Genomic DNA, 17,483 nt, shown 5'->3' with positions numbered 1-17,483 from the left:
AATTACTTCACAGATTTAATTTCTTCCGTCTACTTCGGAGTTGTATTTGTATATTACACCAGTATTCCCCGAATACGGTGTGATCCGTTAATTCACGATGTGCTGTCCGGACGCTTCTCCGAGAGGACCGTCCGCTTGAACCGACAGACCTCCTCGTCGTCCTGATTGAACACCGCTACAGCCATTGCGACGATCCCACGCTCGCCGTCGCTGGTCTCTCGCTTGTCCGTGACAGTCGTCTCCGCGCGGATCGTATCGCCGTGGAACACCGGGGCAAGATGCTCGACGTCGTCGTAGGCGAGGTTCGCAACGATCGTCCCGTCCGTCGTCTCGGGGATGGTCAGCCCGACGGCGAGGCTCATCGTGTACAGTCCGTTGACCACGCGCTCGCCGAACTCCGTCTCGGCGGCAAACTCGGCGTCGAGATGGAGCGGCTGTTGGTTCATCGTCAGGTCGCAAAACCGCTGGTTGTCGCTCTCACTTATCGTCCGTCGTTTCTCGTGTACGATTCGCTCGCCGACCTCGAATTCCTCGTAGTACTTGCCGGCCATACCTGGGAATCAGCCAGTATTGACAAAAGCCCACCGGCAAGAGTGTCCCTACTGGGTGCGACATCGGCCTCCGTACTGGTGGATTGCGGTGGTTTTTAACGGAGGGGGACCTACCGGACGGACATGACTGACGACGGGCAGACGGGACTTGCCGAGTTCGGTTTGGGGGAGGATGACTCGTCCTCCAGCGACGACGAGCGGGATCTCGCCGCGGAAGCCCGGGCTGTGGCCGGAGACGGCGACGGAAGCGGGATCGAAACGATCGATCCGACGCGGGACGGCCTCGATGCTCGGTACGGCGAACCAGCCGAGACGATACGGCTCTCCGTGATGCAGATCGATTACACGATCGCGGGGCGAGGGCAACACGAGCGGCCCATCATCAACGTGTTCGGCCGGGACGAGGACGACGACCCACATCACGTCAGAGTGCTCGGCTTCCAGCCGTACTTCTATGCTCCTACAGATACCCTCGAACGCCCACCCGAAGAGGAGTACGACGGCCTGGTCGACTCCGACGAGACCGACGAGAACGGCGAGCCCTTCGAGAGCATTCGCGGGGAACACCTCACGAAAATCTACGGCCGAACGCCGCGGGACGTCGGGGAGGTCCGTGACGAGTTCGATCACTACGAGGCCGACATTCTCTTTCCGAACCGGTTCCTGATCGACAAAGACATTCAGAGCGGCGTCGAGGTGCCTGTGCGCCGGGACGAGGAGGGTGCGTTGATCGTCGCCCACGAGGAAGTCGAGGCGGCCGAGATGACCGCGACACCGCGCGTCAACACGTTCGACCTGGAGGTCGACGACCGACACGGCTTCCCCGAACCCGAGGACGCCGAACAGCCGATCATCTGTCTGGCGAGCCACGACTCCTACGACGACGAGTACATCCTCTGGCTCTACGACGCACCGGTCGGCGGCGTCGATGCTCCAGACGCCCTGGAGGGCTACGATCCGCTCACCGACGAGGCCGACTACGAGGTCAGAACGTTCGACAGCGAGGAGGCGCTGCTGGAGGCGTTTCTGGACTATCTCGGAGACACCGATCCGGACGTCCTCACGGGCTGGAACTTCGAGGACTTCGACGCGCCGTATCTGGTCAACCGACTCGAGAATCTCGGCCTCTCGTACGATCGCCTCTCCCGCGTTGGCGAAGTCTGGGCCGGTGGGTGGGGCGGCCCGGATATCAAGGGACGGGTCGTCTTCGATCTGCTCTATGCCTACAAGCGCACCCAGTTCACCGAGCTCGAATCTTACCGGCTCGACGCCGTCGGCGAACAGGAGCTCGGCGTCGGCAAGGAACGGTACACCGGTGATATCGGCGATCTCTGGGAGGACGATCCCGAACAGCTTCTAGAGTACAACCTCCGGGACGTCGAACTTTGTGTCGAACTGGATCGCAAACAGAATATCGTCGAGTTCTGGGACGAGGTCCGAACGTTCGTCGGCTGCAAGCTTGAAGACGCACCGACACCCGGCGACGCAGTCGACATGTACGTCCTGCACAAGGTACACGGCAATTTCTCGCTTCCCTCAAAAGGGAAACACGAGGGGGAGGATTACGAGGGAGGTGCCGTCTTTGACCCGATTACCGGTGTTAAAGAAAACGTCACCGTGCTTGACCTGAAGAGTCTATACCCCATGTGCATGGTGACGACAAACGCCTCGCCCGAGACGAAAGTAGATCCCGACGAGTACGGTGACGAGACCTACCGTGCACCCAACGGGACGCACTTCCGCAAGGAGCCGGACGGGATCATCCGGGAGATGGTCGACGAACTGCTGACCGAACGCGAGAACAAGAAAGAGCTCCGGAACGAGCACGATCCCGACAGCGAGGCCTACGCCAGATACGACCAGCAGCAGGGAGCTGTCAAGGTTATTATGAATTCGCTCTACGGTGTTCTGGGATGGGATCGGTTCCGTCTGTACGACAAGGAAATGGGTGCAGCAGTGACTGCAACGGGACGTGAGGTAATCGAGTTCACCGAAGAGGCTGCGAACGAACTTGACTACGATGTGACATATGGGGATAGTGTCACCGGTGATCGACCGATCGTGGTGCGGGACCCCACCGGAGCCGTTCGAATCAGGCCGATCGAAGAGTTGTTCGAGACGGGAAGCGATCTCGACGCCGCTGGCGAGGTTCTCATCAGTGCTGACGGCGGGACAGTCGCTACAGCGACGACCGGGAAGGATCGCCGGACACTCGACGGCTGGGAAGCGTTATCGCTGTCCGAAACCGGAGAAGCCGAGTGGCAGCCGATCGAGGGCGTGATCCGTCACGAAACGGACAAACCGGTCTGTCGACTCCAGCACAAGTTCGGCGAGTCGACGGTGACACGAGATCACTCGTTCGTCGTCGAGGACGACGGCAAGTACGTCGAAGCGAAGCCAGAGGATGTCGACGAACCGCTCCGTGTACCTACCGTCCCATCGGTCGAGCCGATCGAGACCATCGATGTCTACGAGGTGCTTGACGGATATGTCCGTGAGTACGAGGACGGTCGGAGTGTGGGCAGCGAGAACGCAATCTCGAAAACCAAGCGCATCCATGCGGACGACAATCGAGTCTGGTTCGGACACGAACACCACGACGACGTCGAGTCGACTATCTCTGTCCAGCGGCACATCGACATCGATTCCGAGGACGGTCGAGCGCTCGTCCGCCTGCTCGCCGCCTACATTTCCGAGGGGAGCGCCTCGACAGTTGAGACGACAGAGGCGAAGTTCGGCGCGTCGGTTGCCGAGTCCCGGCGGGAGTGGCTAGAAGGACTTCAGGACGATTACCGGAGACTGTTCGAGGGTGCAACTGCCGGGATCACGGCTTCTGACAGCCGGGACGAGCGTGCTATCGCGTCCGACGACGGCGACGACTACGTCTACGACGACGGGACGTTGAAACTCCAGATGATGAATGAGCTTTCGGCGGTGTTCTTCCGCGAGTTCGCAGGGCAGTCATCCAGGGGTAAACGTATCCCCTCTTTCGTTTTCCATCTTCCATCGGAGCTTCAGGACCTGTTTATCGACGTCCTCGTCGAAGGGGACGGCTCCCGTGAGTTCCCGCGGTACTCCGAGGGATATTGCGAACGGAACTTCGACTACGAGACCGTGAGTCGGGAACTCGCGGCAGGACTCTCGATGCTGCTTACCCAGCGCGGACGCAAGCACTCGCTCAAATACCGGTCTGAAAAGGGAAGCTACACGATCCGCACGTGTGAGTTCTATCGATCGGGCCGAGAGCCTGTCGTCCGCGAAGTCGAACACGACGGCTACGTATACGACCTGAGCGTTGCCGAGAACGAGAACTTCGTCGACGGGGTTGGCGGTGTCGTCCTGCACAACACCGACTCCGTGATGCTCGAACTCGGTCCTGATATCGAAACTGACGACGCCATCGAGCAATCCTTCGAGATCGAGGAGCACATCAATTCCGCGTACGACCGGTTCGCGCGTGACGAGCTGAACGCTGCCGAGCACCGCTTCCAGATCGAGTTCGAGAAGCTCTATCGGCGATTCTTCCAGGCGGGCAAGAAGAAACGCTACGCGGGCCACATCGTCTGGAAGGAGGGCAAAGACGTCGACGACATCGACATCACCGGGTTCGAGTACCAGCGTTCCGATATTGCCCAGATCACCAAAGAGGTCCAGCTGGAAGTGATCACCCGGATCGTCCGCGGTGAGGATATCGAGGACGTCAAGACCTACGTCCACGACATCATTCAGGAGGTGCAGGCTGGCGAGGTTTCGCTGGACGAGATCGGGATCCCCGGTGGGATCGGCAAGAAACTCGACAACTACGACACCGACACGGCGCAGGTCCGGGGGGCGAAGTACGCCAACGAGCTGCTGGGGACGAACTTCTCCAGTGGATCGAAGCCGAAACGGCTCTACCTCAAAAAGGTCCATCCGAGTTTCTTCGAGCGGATGGAACGAGAGGAAGGGTTCGATCCGCAGACCGATCTCCTCTACGGCGAGTTCAAACGCGACCCGGACGTAATCTGTTTCGAGTACGACGATCAGATCCCAGAGGAGTTCGAGATCGACTACGAGAAGATGCTCGACAAGACGCTCAAGGGACCGATCGAGCGCGTTCTCGAAGCGCTCGATATCTCCTGGTCGGAGGTCAAAAGCGGCCAGGAGCAGACGGGGCTCGGCGGGTTCATGTAGCACGGCTGTTCTGGTTGCCAGTCGGGCGACCAGTTTATACTCCCCCACGCAGAACCCCACAGATGTGACAGATCGAGGATCACGCCACGGCCGCCTTTCGTATCACGGGACACCCGGCCCGCTGAACTCGCTCCAGCACTGGCCCGACGCGAAACACCCCCTGCGGATCATGCTCAACTATGTCGTTATCGTTCTCTGCCGGATCTCTCCCAGCCTCAAACTGAAAAGCTGGCTGCTCCGCCGCCTCGGCGTGAGCGTCGGCAAGGGCGTCTCGTGGGGACTCGAATCGACGCCGGATGTCTTCTGGCCTGAGTTGATTACCGTCGAGGACCACGCAATCATCGGCTACGACGCAACGATACTCTGCCACGAGTTCTTGCAGGACGAGTACCGACTTGGTGAGGTTGTCGTTGGCGAGCGGGCGATGATCGGAGCGGGCGCAGTCGTCCTTCCGGGTGTCGAGATCGGAGCGGGCGCACAGGTTGCGGCGAACTCGCTGGTCACAGAAGACATCCCGCCGGGTGAGACAGTCGCCGGCGTTCCGGCGGAGCCACTGTCCTCGAGAGATGAGTCGGACTAGCGTATTTCGAGCGGAAACTGGCCTGGCGATCTGGAGCCAGACGGATCACAGAAACCGGTCATCTGCTGTTTTCGCCTCGACGTCATCGTGACTCTCCGCAACCCACCCGTCGTCGGTGGACGAGGGAATATCGAACCCCGAAACGAGCGGTTTGATATCGAGCAATGGCGTTCCGTCCACTACGTCGACATCCCCGACAGCGAGCTCGTTGTCGTCGATAGATTCCACGGAAACAACTGACAGCCCGATCCGGTTAGGGCGACGCGGAGCGCGAGTTGCAAAGAGTCCGCGCTCCGTTTCGTCGAGGAACGGTTCTACACTCATCGAGGCACCGTCCTCGCCGGCGTGAAAGTGATACAGGAGGATACAGTGTGAGAACCCGTCGAGATCAGCTAGACCCTCGGCGTACTGGGGTTCGAGGACTACTGTCCCCCGCGCTGCTTCGTCCCCGGATGGCTGAATCGGCATTCCATCGGGGTCTTCGAAGGGGGTGAAGATCGTTCCGATAGGCTCGTACTCGACAGTGTCCATGGCTGAGAGCTATCGCTCAGCGGAGCATCAATCCTCCGAAGACCGCCGATTGTTACGCAAATTCACGGGTCACCCGATGAACGAACCCAAGCTATCTTGATAGCGCGCCGCGATAGTACTGGTATGGCTGACGAAATTGACGACACGGACGAACTGCCGTCAGTGCCGGGTCGACTCGCGAGCGAACAGCCCGAGGTATGGGAGGCGTACTCGGACCTTGGTAAAGCCTGTTCGGAGGCCGGCCCCATCGACGACGAGACGAAACGGATCGTGAAGCTCGCGCTCGCCGTTGGCGCGCAGTCCGAAGGGGCAGTCCACTCGCATACACGGCGCGGTCTCGACGAGGGGATCGACCCCAAAGCGCTCGAACACGTCGGTATTCTTGCGATCCCGACGCTCGGGTTTCCTGAAGCGATGGCAGGGCTAAGCTGGATCGAGGATTACACTGACGAGTGAAAACGGAGACGGGTTCTACAGCAGGTCCTCGACAGCGTCGGCGACTTCTTCCGGCGTATCACCGACTGGAACGCCGGCGTCGTTGAGCGCGTTGATTTTCGACTCCGCGGTGCCGGTACCGGAACCGGAGACGATCGCACCGGCATGGCCCATCCGTTTCCCCGGCGGCGCGGTGCGGCCCGCGATGAAGCCAGTGACCGGCGTGTCCATGTTCTCTGCGATGTACTTGGCAGCCTGTTCCTCGTCCTCGCCACCGATCTCGCCGCACATCACGACGACATCGGTGTCGGGGTCGGACTCGAACGCTTCGAGCGCGTCGATGAAGGTCGTCCCGATGATCGGGTCCCCGCCGATGCCGATGGCGGTGGACTGGCCGAGTCCACGGTCAGTGAGGTTATCCACGACCTGGTAGGTCAGCGTACCCGAACGCGAAACGAGCCCGACGTTCCCCGGGGAGAAGATGTTGCCCGGCAGGATGCCGAGTTTCGACTCGCCCGGGGTGATGATGCCCGGACAGTTCGGGCCGATCAGGCGCGTATCGGTCTCGGTGAGGCGTTTGTTTACCTTCGCCATATCCTGGGTTGGGACTCCTTCGGTGATGGCGACCGCAAGGTCGAGTGGTGAGTCAAGTGCCTCGAAGATGGCGTCACCCGCGAACGCTGGCGGAACGAAGATGACGGATGCGTCGGCGTCTTCCTCGCGTGCTGCCGCCTCGACGGTGTCGTAGACCGGCACACCGTGGACTTCCTGCCCGCCGCGGCCAGGTACCGCACCGGCGACGACGTTGGTCCCGTACTCGATCATCTGTCCGGCGTGGAACTTCCCTTCACCGCCGGTGATCCCCTGTACGACAACGCGTGTGTCTTCATCTACCAGAACGGACATTATGCATCCACCTCCTGTGCGTACTCGACCGAGCGTTGTACCGCGTCCTCGAGCGTCTTCTCGATGGTCACGAGGTCCTCGTTGAGGATCTCCATTCCCTCCTCCCAGTTGGTCCCGGCGAGTCGAACGACGACCGGTTTGGGAATCTCGTCGAACTGTTCGAGCGCGCTGTTGATCCCCTTGGCGACTTCGTCGCCGCGGGTGATCCCACCGAAGATGTTGAACACGACCGAGTCGACGTTCTCGTCGGAGAAGACCATATCCAGCGCGTTGGCGATTCGCTCGGCTTTCGCGCCGCCACCGACGTCGAGGAAGTTGGCGGGCTCGCCGCCGTAGTGATCCACGAGGTCGAGCGTCGTCATCACCAGCCCTGCACCGTTGCCGATGATGCCGACGTTGCCCGAGAGGCGGACGTAATCGAAGCCGTACTCGTCGGCCTTGGCTTCGAGTTCGTCGCCGCCCGCGGAGGTGTCCTCCATCTCGACGAGGTCGGGCTGGCGGAACAGCGCGTCCTCGTCGATGTTCATGACGGCGTCGGCAGCGATTACCTCGTCGTCCGCCGTGACCATCAGCGGGTTGATCTCGGCTTCCGTGGCGTCGTTGTCGGCCCAGAGCTGATAGAGCGTCCGCAGGACCGAGGCGACGTCAGTGGCGACCTCACGGTCGACGCCCGCCTCGAAGACGGCGCGGCGGGCCTGATACGGGAACATTCCGAAGGCCGGATCGACGTGCTCGCGAACGATCGCGTCGGGGTCCTCCTCGGCGACCTGCTCGATGTCGACGCCGCCTTTCGTCGAGACCATCGCGACCGGCTTGCCCTCGCCCCGGTCCATCGTGATCCCCAGATAGAGTTCGTTGACGAAGTCGACGGCACCCTCGACGAGCACGCTGTCGACGTGCAGCCCCTTCAGGTCCATCCCGAGGATCGACTCGGCGGCTTCGCGGGCCTCCTCGGCGTCGTCGACGAGTTCGATCCCGCCGGCTTTCCCGCGTCCACCGACCTGTACCTGCGCTTTGATCGCGACCGGATACCCGATCTCATCGGCCGCCTCGACCACTCCGTCGGCGGTCTTCGCGAGCGTCGACGGCGGCGTCGGAATCCCGGCGTCGGCGAACACCTGCTTCGCCTGATATTCGTGTAGCTTCATTCTGACTCGTCATCTACTTTCGCAGAACCCGAGTTAGTAGTGTCGAAACGTGCCGGTGGGAAACACACCGCTTGCGGTGGCCGGCCGTCCAGACGACCCCACTCAGGCGGGCTGTCCACTCACGGAGAGCGACGCCGAACAGAGCCCACCCAGTGCGATAGTTTGCCAGTACGCAGTGAGTCGATAGAGGATCGCAATCGCCGTGGCAGTCGCGGGCGACAATCCAGTGACGAGCGTGATCATTCCGGCAAGAACGAACTCGACGCCGCCCAGACCACCCGGGAGAGGTACCAGAAAGCCTAGCTTGCTCAGTGCGACGACCAGGAACGCCAGCCCAAGTGGAATGTGGGTCCCAAGCGCGAGCGCGACGATGTAAACGGGAAGCATAAGGAAGAACCAACCGACGTGCGCGTAGACAACTGCCGCGGCCACGCTCCGGCGGTCTTTTGACACCAGGTCGAGCGTTTCGTAGAACCCGGCGAGCCGTTCACGCACCGCCTCCTCGCTGATTCGTTCCGCCAGATTCGTCGAAACGTAGGCCACGAGCGCCCGGACACCCCCTGTGACCCCCACAACCCCACGCTGGACGATGCCGCGTCGAGACCAGAAAACGGCCAGCAGTCCACCGACCGCTGCTACGAGCAACGGGACGGCCACGTAGTAGAGACCCAGATTCGGCAACCGGGATTGTCCGACGACGAAGTACACAAAGCCGACGGTTCCGAACGTATAATAGGGCACGTAGTTCAGAAAGTCCGCACTTACGACCGTCGCCAGGTCGGACTCGTACTCGCTGTTGGTGTACTGGGAGAGAACGTAGGCAATACCCGGCCCTGCCGCGACCTGGCCGTACGGGGTGACGTACTTGAGGAACATCCCAGTCAGGAAGATCCGCAGAACGAGAAGACGTGGTGTGCTTTCACCGATGATCCCGAGTAACCGATACCAGACCATACTCCGAAATACCTGACAGACGCCTGCGGCGACAAACGCGAGCGCATATATCGATAACGATGCGTCCCCCGCAGCATCGAATACATCGTCCCAGCCGACAGCGTAGACGAGGAGCACGAGCGCAATACCCGCACCTGCAAACCCAAGCAGTAGCCGACGATCCATTACAGTGTCCCAGTAATCCGAGTTACAAAACGTTTGGTCTCTTTCCGTACCGTTTGGTCTCTTTCCGTACGCCGAGCGGCTGACAAAACCGCGGTACGTCTCCGCGTGGTAACGACTGTCCCCCCGCCGCCAAACGAAAGCCCTTTTATTCACCCGTGGAATAGAACGGAGTGCAGTAAGACAGCGGGCGTGGGTAGCCAAGCTAGGCCAACGGCGCAGCGTTGAGGGCGCTGTCCTGTAGAGGTCCGCCGGTTCAAATCCGGTCCCACGCATCGCATTGGCGGCCACACCGCCGAAGTCGATGCACGGTGCATTCCTCTTGGGACTGCACCCACGCACAACTTCTACCGAAACAACGTCCGAGAGAGCGATCAGCCCGATTTGATATCGAGTCGGCTCAAACCAATCAGCGATGCTTCTATCGACACATCCACTACAGGCTTGCACTTTCACGGCCAGCAACACATGGCCGAGGCGCGCTGTATGCGCGCCGACGGGGGAGGGCAGGCGGTCCGCGGTGGCAGCCGATAGCAAAGCGACCGGTCGACGACGAAACGCGTTTGACCGCGGGCGCCACTAGAACGACCAGTGACAGAGGACGAGCCCTCGCCGCCCGACGAATCGCCTGCCGACTCGGACGACACTAATACCCCCCGGACCCTCTCGATCAGCAGCTTCTACGACGCGCTCGAAGCCGTCGGCCGACCGGTCATCACTGCCAGTGAGCTCGCCCGTGAAGCCGACTGGAGCCACGCCGAAGCCGACGGCGCGCTCGACAATCTCGTCGGGTCGGGGGAGCTCCAGCGCATCGACGTCGAAACCGACCCAGTCGTCTGGTTCCCGACTGACTGGGGCGAGCTCGCCGACCGCGAACGCGTCATCCCGTTCCCCAGACGCCGCGAGATAGTCGTCGACAAACCAACCCAGTTCACCCGCGCACAGCTCTCGCAGTTCGCCCATCTCGTCGACGTCTCCGGCGCAGAAGCCTACCGCTACGAGATCCGGAAGGAAGACATCTGGCAAGCGCCCTACGAGAGCTTCGACCGCCTGCTCCGCACGATCCGGCAGGTGCTCCCCGAGCGTCAGCCCGAACTGGAAGAATGGATCAAAGATCAGTGGAACAGAGCCCGTCAGTTCCGCCTCCGCACGCACGAGGACGGCTACACCGTCCTCGAAGCCGTGAGCGCCGAGCTGATGGGCAACGTCGCCAGACAGGAACTCGACGAGAGCCAGCTCCGTGCGCCAATCTCGGACACCGAAAGCTGGGTCGCCGAGGGATCGGAGGCTTCGATCAAGCGGAGGCTCTACGAGGCGGGCTATCCCGTCCAGGATAACCGAGAGCTGGAGACTGGCGACCCGCTCGACATCTCGCTCGATCTCGACTTGCGCGGATATCAGCGCGACTGGGTCAGCCGGTTCGTCGACTCCGGGTCGGGCGTCCTCGTCGGCCCGCCGGGAAGCGGCAAGACCGTCGCTGCGATGGGAATTATGGAGGCGGTTGGCGGCGAGACGCTGATCCTCGTGCCGACCCGCGAACTGGCGAGCCAGTGGCGCGACGAATTGCTCGCACGGACCGACCTCACGGCAGAGCAGATCGGTCAGTACCATGGCGGCGCGAAAGAGATCAGGCCGATCACGATTGCAACCTATCGCACCGCAGGGATGGATCGGCACCGCTCGCTGTTCGACAGTCGGCGATGGGGCCTGATCGTCTACGATGAGGTCCATCACGTTCCATCCGACGTCTACCGGCGGACCGGCGAGTTGCAGAGCCGCCACCGGCTCGGCCTCTCGGCGACCCCGATCCGCGAGGACGAGCGCGAGCAGGATATCTACACCCTTGTCGGCCCGCCGATCGGCACCGACTGGGACGAACTGTTCGACGCTGGCTACGTCCAGGAGCCCAAAGTCGAGATCCGGTACGTACCCTGGGACGAGGAGACCTATCAGGACGAGTACGCCACCGCGGAGAGTCACGAAAAACGCCAGCTTGCGGCGGCCAACCCACTCAAGACCGACGAAATACGGTCGATCCTCGGCGAGCACGGCAATGCGAAGGCGCTCATCTTCGCGGATTACATCGATCAGGGCGATGCCCTGGCAGAGGCGCTATCGATCCCGTTCATCAGCGGCGAGATGCGCCACGCGCGCAGGGAGAAACTGTTTTCCCAGTTCCGGCAGGGCGAGCGGGACACGTTGATCGTCTCGCGCGTGGGCGACGAAGGGATCGATCTCCCGGACGCCGATCTGGCAATTCTTTCCTCCGGACTTGGTGGGTCACGTCGGCAGGGCTCCCAGCGTGCGGGGCGGACGATGCGTCCCGCAGGAAAGTCCCGAGTGTACGTGCTGGCGACTCGCGGGACGACCGAGGAGGACTTCGCACAACGCCAGTTGCAGCACCTCCGATCGAAGGGGATTCGCGTTCAGGAGGTCGATAGCGAGCGAGTAAATTTGGAGTAGATTCAACTCCGGTTTAACGGTCAAGGTCGGGTCGTTATAATAGAGAGACTCCCTATATTTACTGTATCAGACGTAATTTTCTCATCCCGGAATGTTTTAGTAATATTGGAGGCAATCGATTGCTAATGAATTGGGACTCCATCACACTCCGGAAAGACCGGGGGATTACCCCCGTTGTCGCCGTGATTTTACTTGTGGGACTCGTTCTTATGAGTGCCACACTCACTGTTCTTGCGGGGATGAGTCTGATGGAGACGATCGAGGACCAACAGGATTTCGAGGAGGCGGAAACGGACATGCAGACCATCCAGTCCGAGTTACATGCTGCAAGCACCAGCCAGGATGCGTTCAACTCGTTTGTTTCGACTAACGAGGATGTTCGTGTGGGAGGGGATGCAACCGTCATGCTAGAAAGCGGAGGCGAGAAGGCCGAAATCCCACTGCAGTCACTCGTTCGTGACACTGACACTGGCCACGTGACGCTGGAAGGCGGGGGTATCTTCCGAACGCAGGATGGCCACACGACGATTTCGTCACCACCTGACATCCGAATCGACGATGAAGGTATCGATATCCAGTTGAGTGGGTTCGACGGCGAGGCAGGTCATTCGAGTGACGAACTCCGGATTGAAACGGGCCCAGAGATCGATCTTGATGAGGACACACAGGATGACCTCGACACCGTCATCGACGAGTTTGTCGATCCGGACGAGGATCCAAAACTGGAGCTAACCGTCGAGAGCGAGCATGCTGAAGCGTGGGAGCGACACTTCCAGAATCAGGATGCATCGGTCTGGAGTATCACGACGGACCTCGACGATGACGAAGTCGAAGCCACAATTTACCGCGGGGACGGAGAGGATGGGATCCTTATTAAAACCGACGACGGATACGGACTCGATACGCCGAACAATCACGTCGTCGAAACGAATGACAACCAGATTTTCGCCGATCCACTGCTTATTAACGCCGAAGACGACGCAGTAACACCGGAGATGGAGCTGTCGGTGTGCGAAACTGACGGCACCCTGCTGGAGGACGAGCGGGTCGCTTACGATGACGAGCTCTCTCCCGACGAGGAGGTAGTGGTTGGCGCTAACAACAACGAATGGCTACGTATCGACGATGATGGAAACGTCGACAACAGTGGGAACGCGTTCTTCAACCCAAGATCCAACGGAGACCGAGCGTTGGACTTGACAGAGGGGGAACGGTACGAATATCGAATCGAAACCGACCCGGGTGAACAGGACCACGAAGGCTGGTTCTACTACACCGACACAAATGACATCGACGGGGGATTCGTCTTTGAGGAAGTTCAAACGGAGACCGTCGACGGCGAAATTCGGATACGTGCGGACATCACGAACATCGACGACTCATCGGATACGCAGGATATCGAACTGGAAATCGAGGGTGTAGCGGATCCGATCATGCGTGACGGTCTCGATCTCGACCAGGGCGAAACGGAAACCGTCGGGTGGCAACTCGACGAGTCCAGTTTCCCAGAAGGGGAGTACGATTTCACCCTGTCCACCGAGAGCGTCATTGGCGGCGACGAGGTCGAGTATGACGGGACGGTTACCGCACCGAATGCCGTAGAGGCGTTCCGGATCACCGATGATCTCGGGGTTCCGGAAGACGACTGGATCGGGGAAAACCCCCACATCGTGAGTAGCGAAGACGACGTGACAATCAAGGCCGAGATCACCAATCAGTATCCGGAGCAGGAAACCCAGGATATCACCCTTGATATCGACGGAGAACCACAGAGCGATACAAAAGAGACCACACTCGACTCCGGTGAGTCGAAGGAGGTCGAATTAACGGTTGACGATCTCGACGGCAGCGATAGCGGGGAACTGTATGAATACACGATCGCGACTGAGGACGATGAGTTAGACGAAGCGGGTGCGTTCCTCGTCGTCGACGAACCATCCGAGTTCGAGATTACCGGCCACGAGATCGACGGCGCGATTAAAGCTGGTAGTCCGCTCTCGGTGAACGTTGATATCGACAATCAGGGGCCAGCGGACGAGCAGTTCGTCCTGCTCACGGATTTCGATGACCAGTTCGTCGACAGCAATGAGGTGGAGATCGACAATCGCGGGACTGCGAACGACGTGTCGCTCACCTGGGGCGAGGTCGTCCCGGCCGACGATGGCGCGATTACGGTGACCACAGCGACCGATAGCCAAACGATAGCCGAACCTGACGACATCGACCCGTTCGTCGACATCAAGGATGTCAGTATCGACGGCCCGATCGAACAGGGTGAGTCGGCGACTGTCGACGTCGATATCACGACGACCGGCGACGCGCCGGACGATCACGTCCTGCAGTTGAACGACTCCGGAGAGACGGAAACGGTCGTGAGCGATCTCGATGACGGTGAGGGAACGGTGTCGTTCGAGTACGACACCGATGCTGACGTGATCACGCACCGCCTGCACCTGGAAACGTACGATCAGGCTAACAACGTCGTCGATGCCGAAGCGGATGAAGTGCTGGTAGTTGAGCGGGATGGCCCCGTCTGTGGAGATGTCGACTACGAGCAGGACGAAGACGATTTCTACCTGATCGAGACTGTCGATCAGCTACAGTGTATCAACGAGCACGGGTTGGACGAGAACTACCGGCTCGCAAACGATATTGATGCGCACGGGACCGAGTACTGGAACCCACAGCTATTCGGAGAGGAGCAAGGATTCGAGCCGATCGGTAGTGAGAGTTCTGACTTCACTGGCACCCTAGATGGCGATGGGAACGAAATCCGTGGATTGAGCATAGATAGACCGTCTGAAGATGGAGTTGGCTTGATCGGGGTCGCTGGGCTGGACAATAATCAAAATCAGGGGAGTGTAGGTGACGGTGCATACGTTGAACGGTTGCGTTTGAGTGATATCGATGTTGCTGGAAATAAAGAAGTCGGCGGGCTTGCTGGAAACTTCGCTGGGACTGTGGAGGATGTGTCAGTTGAAGGGACGGTAACTGCCGACGAACAACGCGCCGCAATTGTCGTGGGACGAGCAAACAATGCAGACTTATCTAACCGCATCGTTGCTGTGGGTGAGGTTACTGGTGGGAGCACTGGCGCTGAAGTTGACCGTGGTATTGGGGCAATTGTTGGACGTCCCTCTTGGTACACGACGGTCGATACGGGGTACGCGCAGGCTGATGTCACTGGGCCGGAGAACGTCGGTGGGTTGATGGGCACTTCATCACGTTATGCGTCCGAATTCGAGCAAATGTACTTCGTCGGTGATGTAACAGCAACAAATAACCCGGACACTGCTGGGGCAATTACTGGACTCATCGAAGATCCACCGCGAGGAGCTGGCGGAGAGGATGTGTTCGATTCCAGTGTTTACTGGGAAACGAGCGCCACAGACGATGCTTGGGGCTCAGTCGACCCAGGGGCTCAATTCACCGATGATATGCAGGAACGCTCCGACGAGATGATGCAAGGGTTCGATGTAAACCAAGATGACAAACTTGGAGACCTTGATTTCGAAGAGGACCACGAAGACAATCCGTGGGTCGCCATCCCGGGCGATTACCCGCGCTTCGCCTGGGAACTCGCCGCGGAAGGCCAGTTCGAGGTCGACATCAACGAGGACGAATCCACGACCAGCGTCACCGCAGGCGAGGAGGTCGACGTGAGCACGACGATCACGAGTCGGTACGCCGACAGGGACGAGGATGCGACCGAGACGCAAACAATAACGCTGATCGGTCCCGATGGAGACATCGTCGCGAGTGAGGAAGTGACGATCGACAGCACGCTCGGAACGGACGAGGAAGTCGACCGTACCATCACATGGCCGACCAGCATTCAGGACGAAGGTGACGGTCAGGAACTCACAGTACGAACCGAAGATGACCAGGAGGACACGATCACTGTCGACATCGACGAACCCGAACGCGGTGTCGGTAGCTCCGATCCTGACGTTGACGGCGGGGACATCGACATCGGTGACGATATCGGTTCAGGCGACGTCGAGGATATCGACCTCGAAGACGAAATCGACATCGGTGTCGACGTGATCGAGATCAGCTAGAACCGGTACTCGACGCCGTCATCCCCATCTTCTACAGTAACCCCGAGCGCTTCCAGATCGTCACGCAACGCGTCAGCACGCTCGTAGTTACCGGCCTCCCGTTCGTCCTCGCGGACGTCCAGCACGAGCTCGACCAGTTCTTCGGCGAGTCGGACGTCCCCGCCGGTGTCGCCGTCGAAGGCGAAGCCAAGCGCCTCGCCGCCGAGCGTCTCGAAGGCGTCGATGGCGTCGGTGAGGCCCTGATAGTCGTAGCGGTCCGATTCGACGTGTTTGTTCACCGCACCGGCGATCTCCAGCAGCGCGGCCAGCGCCTCGCGGGTGTTGAAGTTGTCGTTCATCGCCGCCTTGAACTCCGATCGGGCGTCCTGAACGGTCTCGTGGAGCTGCTCGTCGCGGACTTTCGTCCCGGCGTCGGGACTGTCGGCGGCCTCGACGGCGGTCCGGTAGCCACGGTCGAGGCGCTCCCAGCGCTCGACAGCCTCGTCGAGGGCCGCCTCGCTGTAGGTCTGTTTGCTGTCGAAGGCCGCCGAGAGCAGGAACATCCGGATGGCGTTCGGGCCGAACTCGCCCATGGCGTTGCGGACGGTAAAGAAGTTCTCCAGGCTGGACGACATTTTCTCGCCATCGGTTTCGAGCAGGTTGACGTGGAGCCAGTAGCGGGCGAACTGCTCGCCGGTCGCGGCCTCGCTCTGGGCAATCTCGTTTTCGTGGTGCGGGAAGATCAGGTCCTGCCCGCCGACGTGGATGTCGATCGAGTCGTCGAGATGCGTCGTGCTCATCGCGGAGCATTCGATGTGCCAGCCGGGACGGCCCTCGCCCCACGGCGACTCCCAGGTCTGCCCACCGGAGTCGGCGTCGTCAGGGTGGGCCTCGCCCGCCTTCCAGAGCGCGAAGTCGGCGGGGTTTCGCTTCTCGGAGCGTTCGTCGGGGTCGCCCTGCGATTCGATCTCCTCTAGATCCTGATTCGAGAGCTTGCCGTACTCGTCGAACGTCGAGACGTCGAAGTAGACCGAGCCGCTGGCTTCGTAAGCGTGGCCCTGGTCGATCAGGGTTTCGACGAGGTCGATGATCTCGGGAACGTGCTCGCTTACTCGTGGGTAGACGTCGGCACGTTTGAGATTCAGCGAGCGCATGTCCTCGATCGTCTCGCCCACGAAGTGACGGGCGACCTCGGGTTCGGTGTCGCCGAACTCCTCACCGACTCTGGCGACGATCTTCTCGTTGACGTCCGTGAAGTTCTCGACGTGGCGGACGTCGTAGCCCAACTGCTCCAGCCAGCGGTGCATTACGTCGACGTGAACCCACGAACGGGCGTGACCGAGATGTGGAAGGTCCGAAACCGTCAGGCCACAGTAGTACAGGAGCACCGAGTCGGGATCCTGTGGCTCGAACGGCTCCGTCTCGCCCGTCAGGGAGTTCGTGACCTGCAGCGTCATCGTGTCGGTAGTTCAGCCAGCGGGCGCTTGAATCCACCGACTGCGGGAGGCGAAAGCTGGAGAGCTCCGGAGGGTGGGGCCGC

At 60.4% G+C, this 17,483-nt stretch carries 11 protein-coding genes and 1 tRNA gene; 6 read left to right on the top strand and 6 right to left on the bottom strand.

The features are described from left to right. Positions 1-92: 92 nt before the first annotated feature. Complete coding sequence (locus AArcS_RS04280; protein ID WP_238479186.1) at positions 93-551, bottom strand: MaoC family dehydratase; 459 nt, start codon at positions 549-551, stop codon at positions 93-95. Between the two features lie 123 nt (positions 552-674). Between AArcS_RS04280 and AArcS_RS04275 the strand changes: the two genes are divergently transcribed. Further along, on the top strand, positions 675-4,724 hold the full coding sequence (locus AArcS_RS04275) for a DNA polymerase domain-containing protein (RefSeq protein ID WP_238479185.1): 4,050 nt from the start codon (positions 675-677) through the stop codon (positions 4,722-4,724). 64 nt (positions 4,725-4,788) lie between these two features. Beyond that, positions 4,789-5,304: an acyltransferase gene (locus AArcS_RS04270; protein WP_238479184.1), complete on the top strand. Its 516-nt coding sequence runs from the start codon at positions 4,789-4,791 to the stop codon at positions 5,302-5,304. A gap of 45 nt (positions 5,305-5,349) precedes the next feature. On the opposite strand, the gene tsaA is transcribed toward AArcS_RS04270, so the two are convergent. After that, positions 5,350-5,835: a tRNA (N6-threonylcarbamoyladenosine(37)-N6)-methyltransferase TrmO gene (tsaA, locus tag AArcS_RS04265; RefSeq protein ID WP_238479183.1), complete on the bottom strand. Its 486-nt coding sequence runs from the start codon at positions 5,833-5,835 to the stop codon at positions 5,350-5,352. A gap of 123 nt (positions 5,836-5,958) precedes the next feature. Here tsaA and AArcS_RS04260 point away from each other — a divergent pair, with 123 nt between their 5' ends. Next, entirely contained in the window at positions 5,959-6,291 is a 333-nt protein-coding gene (locus AArcS_RS04260; protein ID WP_238479181.1) for a carboxymuconolactone decarboxylase family protein, read from the top strand. A 15-nt stretch (positions 6,292-6,306) separates the two neighbouring features. Here the strand turns inward: AArcS_RS04260 and sucD are convergent, their stop codons facing one another. The 3 genes from sucD to AArcS_RS04245 all read right to left on the bottom strand — a co-directional run bounded on the left by sucD (position 6,307) and on the right by AArcS_RS04245 (position 9,443). Next, positions 6,307-7,176 carry a succinate--CoA ligase subunit alpha gene (sucD, locus tag AArcS_RS04255; protein ID WP_238479180.1) on the bottom strand — a complete coding sequence of 290 codons (870 nt, stop codon included), beginning with the start codon at positions 7,174-7,176 and terminating at the stop codon, positions 6,307-6,309. Then, entirely contained in the window at positions 7,176-8,324 is a 1,149-nt protein-coding gene (gene sucC, locus AArcS_RS04250; RefSeq protein WP_238479179.1) for an ADP-forming succinate--CoA ligase subunit beta, read from the bottom strand. The genes sucD and sucC overlap by 1 nt, the downstream gene beginning before the upstream one ends. Positions 8,325-8,426: 102 nt before the next feature. Beyond that, positions 8,427-9,443 (bottom strand): lysylphosphatidylglycerol synthase transmembrane domain-containing protein, encoded by a 1,017-nt coding sequence (locus AArcS_RS04245; protein ID WP_238479178.1) that lies wholly within the window; start codon positions 9,441-9,443, stop codon positions 8,427-8,429. 187 nt (positions 9,444-9,630) lie between these two features. On the opposite strand from AArcS_RS04245, the gene AArcS_RS04240 reads away from it, so the two are divergent. The 3 genes from AArcS_RS04240 to AArcS_RS04230 all read left to right on the top strand — a co-directional run bounded on the left by AArcS_RS04240 (position 9,631) and on the right by AArcS_RS04230 (position 15,964). After that, positions 9,631-9,715 (top strand) — tRNA-Leu (locus AArcS_RS04240). 316 nt (positions 9,716-10,031) lie between these two features. Then, positions 10,032-11,903, top strand: coding sequence for a DEAD/DEAH box helicase (locus AArcS_RS04235; protein WP_238479177.1), 1,872 nt, complete (start codon positions 10,032-10,034; stop codon positions 11,901-11,903). A gap of 125 nt (positions 11,904-12,028) precedes the next feature. Beyond that, the gene (locus tag AArcS_RS04230) at positions 12,029-15,964 is read left to right on the top strand and encodes a DUF7289 family protein (RefSeq protein ID WP_445668771.1); all 3,936 of its coding nucleotides are present in this window, start codon (positions 12,029-12,031) and stop codon (positions 15,962-15,964) included. Here AArcS_RS04230 and cysS read toward each other — a convergent pair. After that, positions 15,961-17,400: a cysteine--tRNA ligase gene (cysS, locus tag AArcS_RS04225; protein ID WP_238479175.1), complete on the bottom strand. Its 1,440-nt coding sequence runs from the start codon at positions 17,398-17,400 to the stop codon at positions 15,961-15,963. The genes AArcS_RS04230 and cysS overlap by 4 nt on opposite strands. Between the last annotated feature and the right edge of the window lie 83 nt (positions 17,401-17,483).

The sequence above is a fragment of the Natranaeroarchaeum sulfidigenes genome, from assembly GCF_017094485.1.
GTDB classification, from domain to species: domain Archaea; phylum Halobacteriota; class Halobacteria; order Halobacteriales; family Natronoarchaeaceae; genus Natranaeroarchaeum; species Natranaeroarchaeum sulfidigenes.
The sequence above is the reverse complement of the archived record's forward strand: the minus strand, read 5'-3'. Positions and strand labels throughout refer to the sequence as shown.

Excerpts from the sequence above, each read along its gene's own strand:
- AArcS_RS04230 (WP_445668771.1), top strand. The coding sequence starts at position 12,029 with ATGAATTGGGACTCCATCACACTCCGGAAAGACCGGGGGATTACCCCC.
- AArcS_RS04275 (WP_238479185.1), top strand. The coding sequence starts at position 675 with ATGACTGACGACGGGCAGACGGGACTTGCCGAGTTCGGTTTGGGGGAG.
- AArcS_RS04245 (WP_238479178.1), bottom strand. The coding sequence starts at position 9,443 with ATGGATCGTCGGCTACTGCTTGGGTTTGCAGGTGCGGGTATTGCGCTC.
- AArcS_RS04260 (WP_238479181.1), top strand. The coding sequence starts at position 5,959 with ATGGCTGACGAAATTGACGACACGGACGAACTGCCGTCAGTGCCGGGT.
- sucC (WP_238479179.1), bottom strand. The coding sequence starts at position 8,324 with ATGAAGCTACACGAATATCAGGCGAAGCAGGTGTTCGCCGACGCCGGG.
- AArcS_RS04280 (WP_238479186.1), bottom strand. The coding sequence starts at position 551 with ATGGCCGGCAAGTACTACGAGGAATTCGAGGTCGGCGAGCGAATCGTA.
- tsaA (WP_238479183.1), bottom strand. The coding sequence starts at position 5,835 with ATGGACACTGTCGAGTACGAGCCTATCGGAACGATCTTCACCCCCTTC.
- sucD (WP_238479180.1), bottom strand. The coding sequence starts at position 7,176 with ATGTCCGTTCTGGTAGATGAAGACACACGCGTTGTCGTACAGGGGATC.
- cysS (WP_238479175.1), bottom strand. The coding sequence starts at position 17,400 with ATGACGCTGCAGGTCACGAACTCCCTGACGGGCGAGACGGAGCCGTTC.